Origin of the sequence: Micrococcus lacusdianchii, from assembly GCF_023155805.1 — a bacterium.
Lineage (GTDB): Bacteria > Actinomycetota > Actinomycetes > Actinomycetales > Micrococcaceae > Micrococcus > Micrococcus lacusdianchii.
This window is the reverse complement of record NZ_JAKNUW010000013.1, coordinates 1-15387: the sequence shown is the minus strand read 5'-3', so window position 1 is coordinate 15387 and position 15387 is coordinate 1. Positions and strand designations below refer to the sequence as shown.

Annotated in this window: 13 protein-coding genes; 10 read left to right on the top strand and 3 right to left on the bottom strand. The window is 74.2% G+C overall.

Annotated features, from left to right (window positions below; translation table 11 throughout):
* Positions 1-144 precede the first annotated feature (144 nt).
* On the top strand, positions 145-1512 hold the full coding sequence (gene hisS / locus MA879_RS09030) for a histidine--tRNA ligase (protein ID WP_248125344.1): 1368 nt from the start codon (positions 145-147) through the stop codon (positions 1510-1512).
* A gap of 37 nt (positions 1513-1549) precedes the next feature.
* Here the strand turns inward: hisS and MA879_RS09025 are convergent, their stop codons facing one another.
* Positions 1550-2818: an APC family permease gene (locus MA879_RS09025; RefSeq protein ID WP_248125343.1), complete on the bottom strand. Its 1269-nt coding sequence runs from the start codon at positions 2816-2818 to the stop codon at positions 1550-1552.
* A gap of 182 nt (positions 2819-3000) precedes the next feature.
* Between MA879_RS09025 and aspS the strand changes: the two genes are divergently transcribed.
* Both aspS and MA879_RS09015 read left to right on the top strand, forming a co-directional pair.
* The gene (gene aspS / locus MA879_RS09020; protein WP_248125341.1) at positions 3001-4872 is read left to right on the top strand and encodes an aspartate--tRNA ligase; all 1872 of its coding nucleotides are present in this window, start codon (positions 3001-3003) and stop codon (positions 4870-4872) included.
* A complete protein-coding gene (locus tag MA879_RS09015) occupies positions 4872-5093 on the top strand; it encodes a hypothetical protein (RefSeq protein ID WP_248125339.1) in 222 nt (73 codons plus the stop codon). Before aspS ends, MA879_RS09015 begins: the two co-directional genes overlap by 1 nt.
* A 15-nt stretch (positions 5094-5108) precedes the next feature.
* Here the strand turns inward: MA879_RS09015 and dtd are convergent, their stop codons facing one another.
* Positions 5109-5561: a D-aminoacyl-tRNA deacylase gene (gene dtd, locus MA879_RS09010; protein ID WP_248125337.1), complete on the bottom strand. Its 453-nt coding sequence runs from the start codon at positions 5559-5561 to the stop codon at positions 5109-5111.
* Here dtd and MA879_RS09005 point away from each other — a divergent pair.
* The gene (locus tag MA879_RS09005; RefSeq protein WP_248125335.1) at positions 5560-6897 is read left to right on the top strand and encodes an MFS transporter; all 1338 of its coding nucleotides are present in this window, start codon (positions 5560-5562) and stop codon (positions 6895-6897) included. The two genes, dtd and MA879_RS09005, sit on opposite strands and share 2 nt — an antisense overlap.
* Before the next feature lie 75 nt (positions 6898-6972).
* Here MA879_RS09005 and MA879_RS09000 read toward each other — a convergent pair whose 3' ends face one another.
* Positions 6973-8871, bottom strand: coding sequence for a choice-of-anchor I family protein (locus MA879_RS09000; RefSeq protein WP_248125333.1), 1899 nt, complete (start codon positions 8869-8871; stop codon positions 6973-6975).
* Between MA879_RS09000 and MA879_RS08995 the strand changes: the two genes are divergently transcribed.
* The 6 genes from MA879_RS08995 to MA879_RS08970 form a co-directional block, all read left to right on the top strand.
* Entirely contained in the window at positions 8845-10260 is a 1416-nt protein-coding gene (locus MA879_RS08995) for a replication-associated recombination protein A (protein WP_248125330.1), read from the top strand. The genes MA879_RS09000 and MA879_RS08995 overlap by 27 nt on opposite strands.
* 427 nt (positions 10261-10687) lie before the next feature.
* A complete protein-coding gene (rpsD, locus tag MA879_RS08990; protein ID WP_248125327.1) occupies positions 10688-11314 on the top strand; it encodes a 30S ribosomal protein S4 in 627 nt (208 codons plus the stop codon).
* 183 nt (positions 11315-11497) lie between these two features.
* Positions 11498-11917 (top strand): hypothetical protein, encoded by a 420-nt coding sequence (locus MA879_RS08985; protein ID WP_248125313.1) that lies wholly within the window; start codon positions 11498-11500, stop codon positions 11915-11917.
* The gene (alaS, locus tag MA879_RS08980; protein ID WP_248125310.1) at positions 11914-14625 is read left to right on the top strand and encodes an alanine--tRNA ligase; all 2712 of its coding nucleotides are present in this window, start codon (positions 11914-11916) and stop codon (positions 14623-14625) included. Before MA879_RS08985 ends, alaS begins: the two co-directional genes overlap by 4 nt.
* 11 nt (positions 14626-14636) lie before the next feature.
* A complete protein-coding gene (gene ruvX, locus MA879_RS08975; protein ID WP_418001239.1) occupies positions 14637-15131 on the top strand; it encodes a Holliday junction resolvase RuvX in 495 nt (164 codons plus the stop codon).
* Positions 15128-15387: hypothetical protein (locus tag MA879_RS08970; protein WP_248125308.1), on the top strand; the 260-nt coding region annotated here is incomplete at its 3' end. The genes ruvX and MA879_RS08970, both read left to right, overlap by 4 nt.

Sequence of the window (15387 nt, the reverse complement as noted above, 5' to 3'; positions counted from 1 at the left end):
GCGGTGGGGATGGACACGAACAGGGCCAGCGTACCGGCCGGACCCCCGCCCCGCCCCTAGACTGTGCGGACCACGGCCCGGGCGCTGGCGGGCCCCACGTCTGCGCCGCTGGGCCATGCCCCGCACCGACGACGAAGGAGCCCCATGTCCCGCAAGCAGTCGCTGTCCGGCTTCCACGAGTGGCTCCCCGCCGAGCGCATCGTGGAGCAGCACGTGTTGGACACCCTGCGGCGGACCTTCGAGCTGCACGGCTTCGCCGGGATCGAGACGCGCGCCGTCGAGACCCTGGGCCAGCTGCTGCGCAAGGGCGAGGTGGACAAGGAGGTGTACGCCGTCTCCCGCCTGGCCGAGGACCAGGAGGTCGCCGACGGCGTGCGGCAGGCCAAGGACCCCGCCGACCCCAAGCGTCTGGCCCTGCACTTCGACCTCACCGTGCCCTTCGCCCGCTACGTGGTGGAGAACGCCGGCCACCTGGCCTTCCCGTTCCGCCGCCACCAGATCCAGAAGGTGTGGCGCGGCGAGCGCCCCCAGGAGGGCCGGGCCCGTGAGTTCACGCAGGCGGACATCGACGTCGTCGGCGACGGCGTGCTCTCCCCGCGGTACGACGCCGACGTCGCCCTCGTGATGGCCGAGGCGCTCGGCGCCCTGCCGATCGGCGACTTCCTCATCCGCGTGAACAACCGCAAGCTCGCCGAGGGGTTCTACCGCGGCATCGGCCTGGAGGACACGACCGGTGTCCTGCGCAATATCGACAAGCTCGAGAAGGTCGGGGTCGAGGAGGTGGCCCGCCTGCTGCAGGAGGAGGTCGGCGCGACCGAGGAGCAGGCCCGGCAGGCCCTCGCGCTGGCGGAGATCCGCACCCCGGACACGGCCTTTGTGGAGCAGGTCCGGGCCCTCGGCGTGGAGCACCCGCTGCTGGAGGAGGGCCTGACGGAGCTGGCCGACGTCGTCGGCACCCTGCACCGGCGCGCCCCGGGGCGTGCGGTGGCGGACCTGTCCATCGCGCGCGGCCTGGACTACTACACGGGCACCGTCTACGAGACCGTGCTGGTGGGCCACGAGCAGCTCGGGTCCATCTGCTCGGGCGGCCGCTACGACGCGCTCGCGTCCAAGGGGAACCGCGTGTTCCCGGGCGTGGGTCTGTCCATCGGTGTGACCCGCCTGGTGATGCGCATGCTCTCTCAGGAGATGGCCGCGGCCTCGCGCTCCGTGCCCACCGCGGTCTACGTCGCCCTGACCCACGACGACGACTGGGCCCGCGGCCAGGACGTCGCCGCGGCGCTGCGCGGGCGGGGGATCGCGGCCGAGGTGGCCGTGTCCGCCGAGAAGTTCGGAAAGCAGATCAAGCACGCCGCCCGCCGCGGCATCCCCTACGTCTGGTTCCTCGGCGCGGACGGCGCGTCCGACGAGGTCAAGGACATCCGCTCCGGCGAGCAGGTCGCCGCCGACGCTGCCACCTGGGCCCCGCCGGCCGAGGACCTCGTGCCGCAGGTGACGCGCACGGGGGAGTGACCGGCGCCGTCGTCGCGCGGGCGGGCGGGCAGCTCCCTCACCGGCCCGGGCGGCGCGTCTGCAGGAACCAGCGTCCCCCGACGCCGACCAGGAACACGCCGACCATGGCCGCCACGGACACCGCCGGCAGGGTGAACGCGATCACGAGGCACAGCACCAGGCCGAGGACGTTCACGGCCCGGGGCACGCGCACGGCCCGCTGCTCGGGGCGCAGCGTGAGCGCCGCGAGGTTCGCCACGGCGTAGTACACGAGGACCCCGAACGAGCTGAAGCCGACGATCGTCAGCACGTCCGTGGCCAGCACCAGCAGGATCACGACGACGGCCACCGCCAGCTGCCCGACCCACGGCGTCCCGGTGCGCTCGCCGACGGTCGCGAGGCGGCCGGGCAGGTCGCCCTCCCGCGCCATGGCCAGGGCCGTCCGGGAGATCCCGGCCAGCAGGTTCAGCATGGCCCCGGCGGAGGCCAGGACCGCCCCCACGACGGCGAGCCAGCCCCAGCCGGGCCCCAGGGATGCCTCGAGACCGGCTCGAACCGGCGCGTCGGCCATGGCCAGGCCATGGGCGCCGAGCGCGCTCACGAGGGCCCAGGTGAGCAGGCCGTAGAGGACCACCGTGAACCCCAGCGCCCCGAGCACGGCCCGCGGGATGGTCCGCTCCGGGTCCACGACCTCCTCGCCCATCGTGGCCACGCGGGCGTACCCGGCGAACGCGAAGAACAGCACGCCCGCGGCGGCCAGGACCCCGCCGAGGTCCAGCGCCGCCGGGTCGAACCCCGGCGTCCGGCCGGCCTCCCCGAGGGCCAGCCCGGACACGACGGCCAGGCCCAGGATCAGCAGCACGGGAACCAGGATCGCCACGGTCGCCTGCGCCGTGCGGGTGATCCCCCTTAGCGCCACGGCCGTCAGGACCACGACGGCGGCCACGCCCGTCAGGCGCGCACCGAGGGGGGAGCCGGGGAAGAGGTAGAGGCCCGCCGTCGTCGCCATGGCGGCCACAGAGGCCGTCTTGCCGGTGACGAAGCCCCAGCCGGCCACGAACCCGGCCAGGGGGCTCAGCTGCCGGCGCCCGTAGACGTAGGTGCCGCCCGAGGCGGGGTGGACGGCCGCGAGCTGGGCGGTGGAGATCGCGTTGCACGTGGCCACCACGGCCGCCAGCACCAGGGCCGCCACGAGCGGACCCACGCGCCCGCCGGTCAGCAGCGCGGCGAGGCCGAGGGAGGTGAAGACGCCGGCGCCCACCATGGAGCCCACGCCGATGGCGAGGGCCCCGGGCAGGGTCAGGCGGCGCTGCAGGGTGGGGGTCATGGAGGTCCTCTCGTCGGGGGCGGGCACGGGGTCGGGACGGGGGCGGCGGGCGGTCGGTGCCCGGGCCGGGCGTCCCCGTAGACTGGGGCCGACGCGATCCGCGCCCCACACGGGTACCACACCGGATCGACCACGACATGAACCCCGCACATCGTCCGTGACCCGGACGGAGAGGAAGCCTCGTGCTGCGCACCCACCATCTCGGCGAGCTCAACGCCTCGCTCATCGGCCAGACCGTCACCGTCACCGGCTGGGTGGCGAAGCGGCGCGACCACGGCGGCGTCGCCTTCGTGGACCTGCGCGACGCGTCGGGCCGCGCCCAGGTGGTCGTCCGCGATGAGGCCGACTTCGACCCGCTGCGCAACGAGTGGGTCCTGCAGGTCAGCGGCACCGTGGAGCGCCGCCCGGAGGGCAACGAGAACCCGAACCTGCCCACGGGCGAGGTCGAGCTGATCGCCGAGACGGTCACCGTCCTGAACACCGCCGCCGCCCTGCCGTTCCAGATCGACGAGCACGTCGAGGTGGGCGAGGAGGCGCGCCTGCGCCACCGCTACCTGGACCTGCGCCGCCCGGAGCCGGGCCGGATCCTGCGCCTGCGCTCGGAGGCCAACCGCGTGGCCCGGCAGCTGCTGCACGAGGACGGCTTCATCGAGGTGGAGACCCCCACCCTCACGCGCTCCACTCCGGAGGGCGCCCGTGACTTCCTGGTGCCGGCCCGCCTGGCGCCCGGCTCCTGGTACGCCCTGCCGCAGTCCCCCCAGCTGTTCAAGCAGCTGCTGCAGGTGGGCGGCGTGGAGAAGTACTTCCAGATCGCCCGCTGCTACCGCGACGAGGACTTCCGCGCGGACCGCCAGCCGGAGTTCACGCAGCTGGACATCGAGGCCTCCTTCGTGGAGCAGGACGACGTCATCTCTCTCGGCGAGCGCATCGTCAAGGCCCTGTGGGCGCTGGTGGGCGTGGAGGTCGAGACCCCGATCCGCCGCATGACCTACGCGGAGGCCATGGAGAAGTACGGCTCGGACAAGCCGGACCTGCGCTTCGGCCTCGAGCTGACCGACCTCACCGAGTACTTCAAGGACACCCCGTTCCGCGTGTTCCAGAACGAGTACGTCGGCGCCGTCGTGATGCCGGGCGGTGCCTCCCAGGCCCGCCGCACCCTGGATGCCTGGCAGGAGTGGGCCAAGCAGCGCGGCGCGAAGGGCCTGGCCTACGTGCTCATCCAGGACGACGGCTCCCTCACCGGCCCCGTCTCCAAGAACATCTCCGAGGAGGAGAAGGCCGGGCTGGCCGCCGCCGTGGGCGCGAACCCGGGCGACTGCGTGTTCTTCGCCGCGGGCAAGCCCAAGGAGTCCCGCGCCCTGCTCGGCGCGGCCCGCGTGGAGATCGGCCGCCGCTGCGGGCTGTTCACCGACGCCGGGGACGGCGTGGCCGCGAAGGACGCCGACTGGGCGTTCGTGTGGGTCGTGGACGCGCCCCTGTTCGAGCCGGCCGCGGACGCGGTGGCCTCGGGCGACGTCGCCGTGGGCTCCGGGAAGTGGACCGCCGTGCACCACGCGTTCACCTCCCCGAAGCCGGAGTTCGCGGACACCTTCGATACCGACCCGGGCTCCGCGCTGGCCTACGCCTACGACATCGTCTGCAACGGCAACGAGATCGGCGGCGGCTCCATCCGCATCCACCAGCAGGAGATGCAGAAGCGCGTCTTCGGCGTGATGGGCCTGTCCGAGGAGGACGCCCAGGAGAAGTTCGGCTTCCTGCTCGAGGGCTTCAAGTACGGCGCCCCGCCGCACGGCGGCATCGCCTTCGGCTGGGACCGTGTGGTGGCGCTGCTGGCCGGCACCGAGTCCATCCGCGAGGTCATCGCGTTCCCGAAGACCGGCGGCGGCTACGACCCGCTGACCGCCGCCCCGGCCCCCATCACCGCGCAGCAGCGCACGGAGGCCGGCGTGGACGCGAAGCCGGAGCCTAAGAAGGGCGCGGGGGACAAGAGCGCCGAGGCCCAGGCCAAGGCCGACGACGAGCGGACCGCGGCCGACGAGGCGGAGCTGCGCTGATGTCCGGCCAGCCCGAGCGCCGCGTGTCGGCGGGATCCGGAGGGGTCCCCCCGACGTCGGTGCGCCTGCTGCCCACGCTCCTGGCCACCTTCCTGGCGTCGATGCTCATCGACGTCGCCACGGACTGGCCCTGGTGGGTCCGGTGGATCATCGCGCTGGGCGTGGGGCTGGCCGTCGGCGTCGTGGCGGTCACGCTGTGGGCGCGCCGCCGCCGCGGCTGACCTCCGCCCCGCCCCTCAGCCCCGGCGCGGGGCCGCCAGGTCGTCCGTGTCCACGATCAGCGTGAACGGACCGGCGTTGGTGAGGGACACGTCCATCTCCGCGCCGAACACGCCGCGCTCCACGCGCACGCCCGCGGCCTCGAGCTCCGCCATGAACCGCTCGTAGAGGGGCTCGGCGGCCTCGCCCTTCGCCGCGCGCGTCCAGGAGGGCCGTCGCCCCTTGCGCACGTCCCCGTAAAGCGTGAACTGGCTGACCGCCAGGACGGGCGCGTCGGCGTCGGCCACGGAGCGCTCCCCGTCGAGCATCCGCAGGCCGGCGACCTTGCGGGCCGTCTGCACCGCCTCGGCCTCGGTGTCCTCGACGGACACCCCGAGCAGGACCACGAGGCCCTCGCCCTCGAAGGCGCCGACCACCTCGTCCCCGACGCTCACGGACGCGGACCGGGCTCGCTGACATACTGCACGCATGGCCCCATCGTCCCATCCGGCGGTCCCGCCCGCCTCCGACGACGGGTCCACTCGCCGCTCCGCTCGCCGCCTCGTGGCGGCCAACGCCCTCGACGCCGCCGGGCGCTCGGCCACCGACGTCGCCCTGGACGTGATCGCCGTCCTCGCCCTGGGCGTGGGCGCCGCCGAGATGGGCGTGCTCATGACGCTCTCCGGCCTGGGCTTCCTCTTCCTGGGCGTGCCGCTGGGCATCCTCGTGGACCGGCACCTCAGCCCACGGCTGTTGGCCGGTGCCGGGCTGGCCAAGGGGGCGCTGCTGGGCACGCTCGTCGCCGCCTGGGCCCTCGACGCCCTCACCTTCGCCCACCTGGCCGCCGTGATGGCCGGGCTCGGTGTGCTCACCGTGCTCGCCGAGACCACGCAGACCACGCTGGTGCCGCGGGTGACGGGCCCCGACGGCGTCGCCCGCCTGAGCGCGCGTCTCGAGTCAGCGGACGCGGCCCTGGGTGTCGCCGTCCCCGCGGCGGCGGGCCTGGCCGTGGGTGCGCTCGGCGCGGGGCCGGTGGCGGGGCTGGCGGCCGCGCTGCTGGCGGCGGCGGGGCTGACCGCGGCCACGGTCCGGATGGCCCCGGTGGCGGCCGCCGAGACGGTGGACGGGGACGAGGACGGGGCGAACGTGCCGCAGGCCGACCCCGACGCCCCCGCGGCCGCCGCCACCCTGGGCGTGTGGCGGCGCTTCCTCGCCGAGGCCGCCGAGGGCTGGACCACGCTGCGGCGCACCCCGGTGCTGTGGGCGCTCACGCTGGCGTCCACCGTCGGCAACGTCGGGATGGCGCTGTTCGCGCCCGTGGAGGCGGTGTGGATCCTCACGGACCTGCGGCTGGGGCCGGAGTTCGTCGGTTTCCAGCTCACGGCGGGGGCGGTCGGGGCGCTGGCCGCGTCGGCGGCGGTGGGTCGCGCGATCGGCCGGCTGGGGGAGCGGACGGTGCTCGTCGTCGGTTCGACGGGGTGCGTCGTCGCCGTGGGACTGCTGGTGGCGGCGCTGGCGGACCGGGCGCACGCCCCGGCCTGGCTGCTGGCCGGCAACGCCGCGTGGGGGTTCTTCATCGTGCTCGGCAACGTCACCCAGGGGGCGGTGTTCGCCCGCGCGTGCCCGCCCGGGGCGCTCGGACGGGTCACGGCCATGCGCCGCACCCTCAGCCGCGGGTCCGTGCCGCCGGCCACGCTGCTGGGCGGGATCGCCGGCTCGGCCCTCGGGGTCGGGTGGGTGCTGGGGGCGCGGCTGGCCCTGGCCGTGGCCGGGCTGGGGATGGTCCTGCTGGCGGTCCGGCACCTCGCCTCTCCCCGTTCGGGTTGACTTGTCACGGGTCCGGGGGCCGGACACCCGTGACAAGTCAACCGAGACCGCCCGACGGGGAAGAGGAGTGGCGGGTCAGCGGGCCCGGGTCGGCTCCACCTCGTAGACGGTCGTGGACCCGGAGACCTCGTTGGCCACGATCAGCAGCGCCTCGCCCGAGGGGGACTCGTGCGCCGGGACGAACGTCAGCCCCTCGGCGCCCATGTCGCCCAGGCCCGCGGCGGCGTCGTCGCCCTCGGCGTCCCAGTTCCGCTCGTTGACGTAGTCCACGTAGGCGGCCTTGGTCGGGTCGGTGATGTCGAAGACCATCACGCCGCCGATGCGCTCCAGGCCCACGAACGCGTAGGTGCGGCCCTGGACCTGCCCGACGACGACGGACTCCGGCTCGGGGCCCTTGTCATCCGAGCGGGAGTCGAACGACGGGGTCTCGTCGTTGTTCGCGTTGAACGCGGACTCGGGGAGCTCACCGGCCTCGATGAGCCGCACGATCTGCTCCTCGATCATGCCCGCGGAGTCGAACAGCAGCTCGCCGTCCGCGGTGTAGATGGAGAACGAGCGGCCGCCGAAGGCGTGCAGCTGGGAGTGGCACTCGCGCTCGGCGTCGTAGCCGAGGTCCGTGACCACGGTGAGGCGGCCGAGGGCGGCCTTCTTCTGCAGCGCCTCGGCATCCGGGTACTCGGCGGCGCAGAGCTCGAGGTCCTTCACGCGCTCGGCGTCCACGACGTCGCCCCACTCGCGGGAGTCGCCCTCGTTGGCGGTGACCACCAGGTCCTGCCCGCGCCAGCGGTAGGAGTCGATGCCGTCGGGCATGGGCACGCCCATCACGGGCCAGTTCTGCAGGGTGATCCCGCCGTCGTCGTTGGACGCGTCCAGGCGGCCGTCCTCCGACCAGTCGGTGAGCTGCAGGGCCCAAAAGTCCTGGATCGTGGCCGACGTCAGGTCGATCGCGACGACGGCGTTCGCCTCCTGCACGGAGACGTAGGCGGTGCGGCCGGTGTCGCCGATGGTCACGTACTCGGGCTCGAGGTTGCGGGCCATGTACCCGGCCTCCTCCTGGCCGGCCGGCACGGGCACGTCCGGGCCGAAGACGCGCACGCCCGCGGGCAGCGGCGTGCCGGCGTCGTAGGCGCGGAAGTCCACGGTGCGCACCGCGTCCTGGGACAGGCGGGCGTACTGGCGGACGTTCTTCTGCAGCATCACCACGGAGATCGTGCCCTCGGGGTCCACCGCGTAGTCGTCGGCGGGCTCGCCCTCGTTCGCCACCACGGCATAGGCGCCGTTCGGGGACACGGCCACGGAGTCCGGCAGCGCGCCCACGCGGACGGCGCCGAGCGGGGCGAGGGTGTCGGTCCGGTAGAACGCGAGCCAGCCGAGGTCCGTCTTGGCCTCGGCCTCGACGGCCACGACCAGGACGCCGTCGGAGACCGCCGCGGAGTTCACGGTGGCGCCGGCGTCGACCACGGAGCCGTCGGCGGCGCGCAGGCCCGCCACGGTGAGGGTGGATTCGAAGGCCGGGACGGCGTCCGCGCCGACCGCGAGCACGTCCACGGCGCCCTTCTCGGCGTTGACCACGAACAGGCGGCCGGTCGCGGGGTCGAACGCCGGGATCTCGGCGGCGGAGGCGTCGAAGACGCCGGTCTCGTGGGTGCCGGCGGCGGTGAGCTCGACCGTCTTGCCGGACGGGTTAGCGGCGGCGCGCTCAGCGGAGGCGGAGACCGCCAGGGACGCCAGGACGGCGGCGGACAGGGCGGCGGCGGAGGTCGCGGCGCCGAGGCGGGCGAGCCGGGAGCGGGTGGAGCGGGATATGTGGTCCTTCTGCAGGTGGGGATGGCAGTGCCTCCCACTCCACCCGAGACCGGTGAACCGCCGGTGGCCGGCAGGCCAGGGCGGGGTGGACCCCGGGTGTCCCGCCGCCGCGCCGCCGCCGCTCGCTAGGCTGGGACGGCCATGGACGACCTCTTCAGCTCCGCGCACGGCGCCGCCGGCGACGACGCCCCCACCGGGACGGTGGCGCGCCCGCACGCCTCGGCCCCGCTCGCGGTGCGGATGCGGCCGCGCACGCTGGACGAGGTGCTGGGCCAGGCGCACCTGAAGGAGCCGGGCTCGCCGCTGCGCAAGCTCACCGAGCCCTCCGCCGCCGGCCAGGCCGCCGGGCCGAGCTCGGTGATCCTCTACGGGCCGCCCGGGATCGGCAAGACGACGATCGCCCACGTGATCGCCCGCGCCGAAGGTCGGACCTTCCGGGAGCTCTCCGCCATCACGGCCGGGGTGAAGGACGTCCGCCAGGTGATGGAGCAGGCCCAGCGCGAGCGGGACCTCTACGACCGCACCACCGTGCTGTTCCTGGACGAAATCCACCGGTTCTCCAAGGCGCAGCAGGACGCCCTGCTGCCGGGCGTGGAGAACCGGTGGGTGGTCCTGGTGGCCGCCACCACGGAGAACCCCTCCTTCTCCGTGATCGCGCCGCTGCTCTCCCGGTCCCTGCTCCTGACCCTGCGCCCCCTCGACGACGCCGACCTCGCCGCGCTCGTGGACCGCGCCGTCGCGGACGAGCGGGGGCTCAACGGGACCGTGACCCTCACGCCCGGTGCGCGCGACTACGTGGTGCGGATGGCCGGCGGCGACGCGCGGCGGGCCCTTACCGTGCTCGAGGCCGCGGCCGGCGTCGGGCTGGACCGCGCGGCGGCCGCCGCGGGGGAGGCCGACGGTGGCGCCCCGGAGGGTCCGGTCGAGGTCACCGAGGAGGACGCCGCCCAGGCGATGGACCACCAGGTCCAGCGCTACGACAAGGACGGCGACCAGCACTACGACGTCATCAGCGCGTTCATCAAGTCCATCCGCGGCTCGGACGTGGACGCCTCGCTCCACTACCTGGCGCGCATGCTCGAGGCGGGGGAGGACCCGAGGTTCATCGCCCGGCGCCTGATCATCTCCGCCTCCGAGGACGTGGGCATGGCCGACCCCACGGCGCTGCAGACCGCCGTGGCCGCCGCGCAGGCCGTGCAGCTGATCGGCATGCCCGAGGGGCGGATCATCCTCGCGCAGGCCGTCACGCACCTGGCCACCGCGCCCAAGTCCAACGCCAGCTACGCCGCGGTCAACGAGGCGATCGCGGACGTGCGGGCCGGCCGCGGCGGACTCGTCCCTCCGCACCTGCGGGACTCCCACTACCCGGGGGCGAAGGCCCTGGGCCACGGCGAGGGGTACGTCTACAGCCACGACGAGCCCCACGCCGTCGCCCGCCAGCAGTACGCCCCGGACCCGCTCGTGGGCCGGGACTACTACCGGCCCAAGCAGATCGGCCACGAGCGCCAGCTCTCCGCGCAGGTGGACGCGCTGCGCCGGATCATCCGCGGCGGCTGAGCCCCGAGGGAGACCCTCCCCGCCACCGCACCCTTCTTCCGCCCCCGCGTCGTGGTCACGACACGCCGTGAGCACCGGGCGCGCCGCGGCGTGTCGTGACCACAACGCGCAGGGGAAGCAGGGGAAGAGGTCCGCGACGCGCGGCGAGGATCCCGCCGCCGGGCCAGACGCCGCGCCTCTGCTAGGCTTGAACGCTGTCTGGCAGGCGCTGCGCCACCGGACGGATCCCCCCGATCTGACGCAGGTCTCCTGCGAGGGCACACGTGTGCCCGTGGTCGGGGAGCGCAGCGCATCAGTGGATGACGGGCGGCGGCACGCCCCTCAGCTCTCCGATGGACCCGCGGAGGCCAGGTGACACGCCCCTCGACGAGGGCCGCGTCGACAAACCCGAACCGTGCCGCACGTCGAGAAGAAAGCGAGATCCACCATGAGTGGCAACCTCCGCACCCGCCGCACCGTGCGGCACTCCCGCGCCCTGGGCATCGCCCTGACCCCCAAGGCCGAGAAGTACATGGAGCGCCGTCCGTACGGCCCCGGCCAGCACGGCCGCGCCCGCCGCAAGCAGGACTCGGACTACGCGGTGCGCCTGAAGGAGAAGCAGCGTCTGCGCGCCCAGTACAACATCCGCGAGGCCCAGATGCGCCGCTACTTCGAGGAGGCCAAGCGCACCGCCGGCCTGACCGGTGAGAACCTGGTCGAGCTCCTCGAGATGCGCCTCGACGCCCTCGTGCTGCGCGCCGGCTTCGCCCGCACCATCCAGCAGGCCCGCCAGCTCGTCGTGCACCGCCACATCATGGTGGACGGCAAGCGTGTGGACATCCCCTCCTTCCGCGTGAAGGAGGGCCAGATGATCCACGTGCACGAGCGCTCGGAGAAGATGGTCCCCTTCCAGCTGGCCGCCGCCGGCGCCCACCAGCAGGTCCTGCCCGCCACCCCGGGCTACCTGACCGTGGAGATCGAGAAGCTGCGCGCCACCCTCTCCCGCCGCCCCAAGCGCTCCGAGGTCCCCGTGACCTGCGAGGAGCAGCTCGTGGTCGAGTACTACGCGCGCTGATCCGCACCCTCCTGGCCTGACGCCGGGGACGACGACGCCGCGCGCGTCCCGCAGGCCCGGTCACCTCCTGGAGGTGGCCGGGCCTGCGGCCTGTCCGGACGCCGGGCGTCCCGGGGCCCCCGGGGCCGCGCCGGTACGATGGAGCCCGTGCGCCCGCCGGGGCGTCCATGTCAGGAGGACATCGTGATCCGTTCGCTGCTGCTGCTCGGCACCGGCACCGCCGCCGGGTGGCTCGCCCATCGCGCCGCCGAGTCGGGCCGCCGCGTCGCCGAGCAGGAGGCGGGCCGCCGTGTCCGCGAGACCCTGGACCCCACCCGACTGGGCCGTTCCGCCGGTCAGGCCGTGGGGGAGGCCGCCGCCGAGGCCGTTGCCCAGAGCGCCCAGGCCTTCACGGAGCGCCTGCGGGCCGATGCGCCGCCGTGGGTGTCCCAGCTGTTGGGCCCGGCCGTCACCACCGTGCCCGGCGAGACCGTCCCCGGCCCGGGTGAGCCCGGAGGACCGAGGGATGACGCCCGCCCGTCGTCGTCCGCCCGCATGACCATCCCCGGCGAGGCCGTCGACGTCCCCGCCGCCCCGACCACCCCGAAGGACCCGAACGCATGAAGTCCCACGAGATCGCCCGCCGCTGGACGGCCTACTTCGAGCAGCGCGGCCACCTGGCCGTGCCCTCGGCCTCCCTGGTCTCCCCGGACCCCTCGCTGCTGTTCACCGTGGCCGGCATGGTCCCGTTCATCCCGTACTTCCTGGGGGAGCAGACCCCTCCCGCGCCCCGCGCCGTGTCCGTGCAGAAGTGCATCCGCACCGCGGACATCGAAGAGGTGGGCAAGACCGTCCGCCACGGCACGTTCTTCCAGATGTGTGGAAACTTCTCCTTCGGCGACTACTTCAAGGAGAAGGCCATCCCCCTGGCCTGGGAGCTGCTGACCACGGCGGTGGCGGACGGCGGGTTCGGCCTGGACCCCGAGCGCCTGTGGGTCACCGTGTACGAGGAGGACGACGAGGCCGCGCGCATCTGGCGCGAGGACGTCGGAGTTCCCGCCGAGCGCATCCAGCGCATGGGCACGGCGGACAACTACTGGAACACCGGCCAGCCCGGCCCGGGCGGCCCCTGCTCGGAGATCTTCTACGACCGCGGCCCCGCGTACGGCGCCGAGGGCGGTCCGGCGGCGGACGACACCCGGTACATCGAGATCTGGAACCTCGTGTTCATGCAGTACCGGCTCTCCCAGGTCCGCTCCAAGGTGGACTTCGACGTGGCCGGCGAGCTGCAGAACAAGAACATCGACACCGGCCTCGGCCTCGAGCGCCTGGCGATGATCCTGCAGGGCGTGGAGAACATGTACGAGACCGACCAGGTGCGTCCCGTGCTCGACCGCGCCGCCGAGCTGGCCGGGAAGTCCTACACCTCCACCGAGGACCCGGCCGACCCGCACTACGAGGACGACGTGCGCCTGCGCATGGTGGCCGACCACGTGCGCTCCGCGCTCATGCTGATCGGCGACGGCGTGACCCCCGGCAACGAGGGCCGCGGCTACGTGCTGCGCCGCCTGATCCGCCGCGTGGTCCGCGCCCTGCGCCTGATGGGCGTCACGGAGCCGGTGTTCCCCGAGCTGCTGCCGGTCTCTCGGGACGCGATGGCCGGCGCCTACCCGGTGGTGGCGGACGAGTTCGAGCGCATCTCCCGGATCGCCTACGCGGAGGAGAAGGCGTTCCTGCGCACGATCGCCGCCGGCACCGCGCGCCTGGACGCGGCGCTGGCCCAGGCCCGCGACGCCGGTGCCGGCGTGGCCGGCACGGACGCGTTCGAGCTGCACGACACGTACGGCTTCCCGATCGAGCTGACCCTCGAGATCGCGGAGGAGGCCGGCGTCGCCGTGGACCAGGAGGGCTTCCGCGCCCTGATGGCCGAGCAGCGGGATCGCGCCCGCGCGGACGCCAAGGCCAAGAAGTCCGGCCACGGGGACACCGCCGTGTACCAGCGACTGCGCGCCGAGGGTCAGACCCACTTCACCGGCTACACCGAGCACACCACCGAGTCCGTGGTCCGCGGCCTGCTGGCCGGCGGTGAAGAAGTCCCCTCCGCCGGGGCCGGCCAGGAGGTCGAGCTCGTCCTGGACGCCACGCCGTTCTACGCCGAGTCCGGCGGCCAGGCCGCGGACACCGGCCTGATCACGGGGGACGGCTTCACCCTCGAGGTGCTCGACGTGCAGGCCCCGGTCAAGGGCCTCTCCGTGCACCGGGTCCGCGTCACGGAGGGCGAGGTGCCCGTGGGCGCCGACGCCGTCGGCCGGATCGACCTGCAGCGCCGCCTGGACGGCGAGAAGGCGCATTCCGGCACGCACCTGGTGCACGCCGCGCTGCACCAGATCCTCGGCCCGGAGGCCACGCAGTCCGGCTCCTTCAACAAGGAGGGCTACCTGCGCTTCGACTTCCGCTGGGCGGAGGCGGTGTCCGCCATGGCGCGCTCGGAGATCGAGGACGTGGTCAACATCGCCATCCGCGACGACCACCAGGTCCTCACCCAGGAGATGTCCCTGGACGAGGCCCGGAAGTTGGGCGCCATGTCCCTGTTCGGGGAGAAGTACGGTGACCGGGTGCGCGTGGTGGAGATCGACGGCGCGTGGTCCCGTGAGCTCTGCGGCGGCACCCACGTGGGCCGCACGGCGCAGATCGGCTCGCTGACCCTGCTCGGCGAGCAGTCCGTGGGCTCGGGCAACCGCCGCGTGGAGGCGCTCGTGGGCCTCGACTCGTTCCGCCACCTGGCCGCGGAGCGCACCCTCGTCTCCGACCTGTCCGAGATGTTCAAGGCACCCGCGGATCAGCTCAAGGACCGCATCACCGCCACCATGGACCGGCTCAAGGCCGCCGAGAAGCAGGTCGCCGACCTCCAGGCCAAGGCCCTCCAGGCGCAGGCCGGCACCCTCGCCGCGCAGGCCCGGGACGTCACGACGACGGCCGGCGTCTCCGTCACGGTCCTCGCCCACCATGTGGGCGAGGTGGCCGGCGACCAGCTGCGCTCCCTCGTCCTGGATCTCCGCTCCCGCCTCGAGAACGCCGCCGGCAACGCCGCGGGGACCCCCGTGCTCGTCGCCCTGACCGGCGAGGCCAAGGGCCGTCCGCTCGTCGTGGTGGCCACCAACGAGGCCGCGCGTGCCGCCGGGCTCAAGGCCGGCGCCATGGTCAAGACCGCCACCGGCGTGCTCGGCGGCGGAGGCGGCGGCAAGGACGACGTCGCCCAGGGCGGCGGCCAGGACGTCTCCGCCGTGGAGCAGGCCCTGGACGCGGTGCGCGCCGCCGTGCGGGACGCCTGAGGCCTGCCCCCGTGGACGCCGTGGTGCGCGGGCGGATGCTCGCGGTGGACGTCGGTCGGTCCCGGGTGGGCCTGGCCTCGTCCGACCCGGACGGCCTCGTGGCGACTCCCGTGGCCACGCTCCGCCGCGATGCGCGCGGCCGGCGCGACCTCGACGAGCTCGCCGGCCACGCCGCGGAGCTGGACGTCGTGGCCGTGGTGGTCGGCCTGCCGCTGAACCTGCGTGGGGAGAGCACTCCGTCCACCGAGGACGCGCTCTCCTACGCGGGAGCCGTCCGCGAGCGCTTGGCGCGGGGCGGTCGGCTCGTGCCCGTCCGACTCGTGGACGAGCGCCTGAGCACGGTGACGGCCCAGGCGGGCCTCCACCGGGCCGGGCGCCGGGTCAAGGACAGCCGCGACGTGATCGACCAGGCCGCTGCCGTGGCCATCCTGCAGTCCGCGCTCGACGAGCAGCGGCGCACCGGCACGTGGGCCGGTGTGGCCGCCGAGGAGGAGACCGACCGATGAGCACCCCGCCCGAGACCCCGCAGTGGCGTGAGAATGAGCCCGACGACGACCTCGACGTGTTCTCCTTCGTGAGCAACGACGACGAGGACGGGGGCGACCCCGCGGACCGCACCGGGTCCGGACGTGGCGAGGCCGGCCGGGACGGGAGCGACGCCGTCGACGCGGACGGTGCCGCCGCGGGGGCCGCGCGTTCCCGCCGGGCGCTCGGCGTCGGCGGGCCGCGGGGGCGGCTGCGCGCCGGTCTGGCCGGGGCGTC

Bases quoted from the DNA above. Each gene is read 5' to 3' on its own strand.
- hisS (WP_248125344.1), top strand. From the start codon at position 145: ATGTCCCGCAAGCAGTCGCTGTCCGGCTTCCACGAGTGGCTCCCCGCC.
- dtd (WP_248125337.1), bottom strand. From the start codon at position 5,561: ATGCGTGCAGTATGTCAGCGAGCCCGGTCCGCGTCCGTGAGCGTCGGG.
- MA879_RS08995 (WP_248125330.1), top strand. From the start codon at position 8,845: ATGGACGACCTCTTCAGCTCCGCGCACGGCGCCGCCGGCGACGACGCC.
- alaS (WP_248125310.1), top strand. From the start codon at position 11,914: ATGAAGTCCCACGAGATCGCCCGCCGCTGGACGGCCTACTTCGAGCAG.
- MA879_RS09025 (WP_248125343.1), bottom strand. From the start codon at position 2,818: ATGACCCCCACCCTGCAGCGCCGCCTGACCCTGCCCGGGGCCCTCGCC.
- MA879_RS09005 (WP_248125335.1), top strand. From the start codon at position 5,560: ATGGCCCCATCGTCCCATCCGGCGGTCCCGCCCGCCTCCGACGACGGG.
- rpsD (WP_248125327.1), top strand. From the start codon at position 10,688: ATGAGTGGCAACCTCCGCACCCGCCGCACCGTGCGGCACTCCCGCGCC.
- MA879_RS09015 (WP_248125339.1), top strand. From the start codon at position 4,872: ATGTCCGGCCAGCCCGAGCGCCGCGTGTCGGCGGGATCCGGAGGGGTC.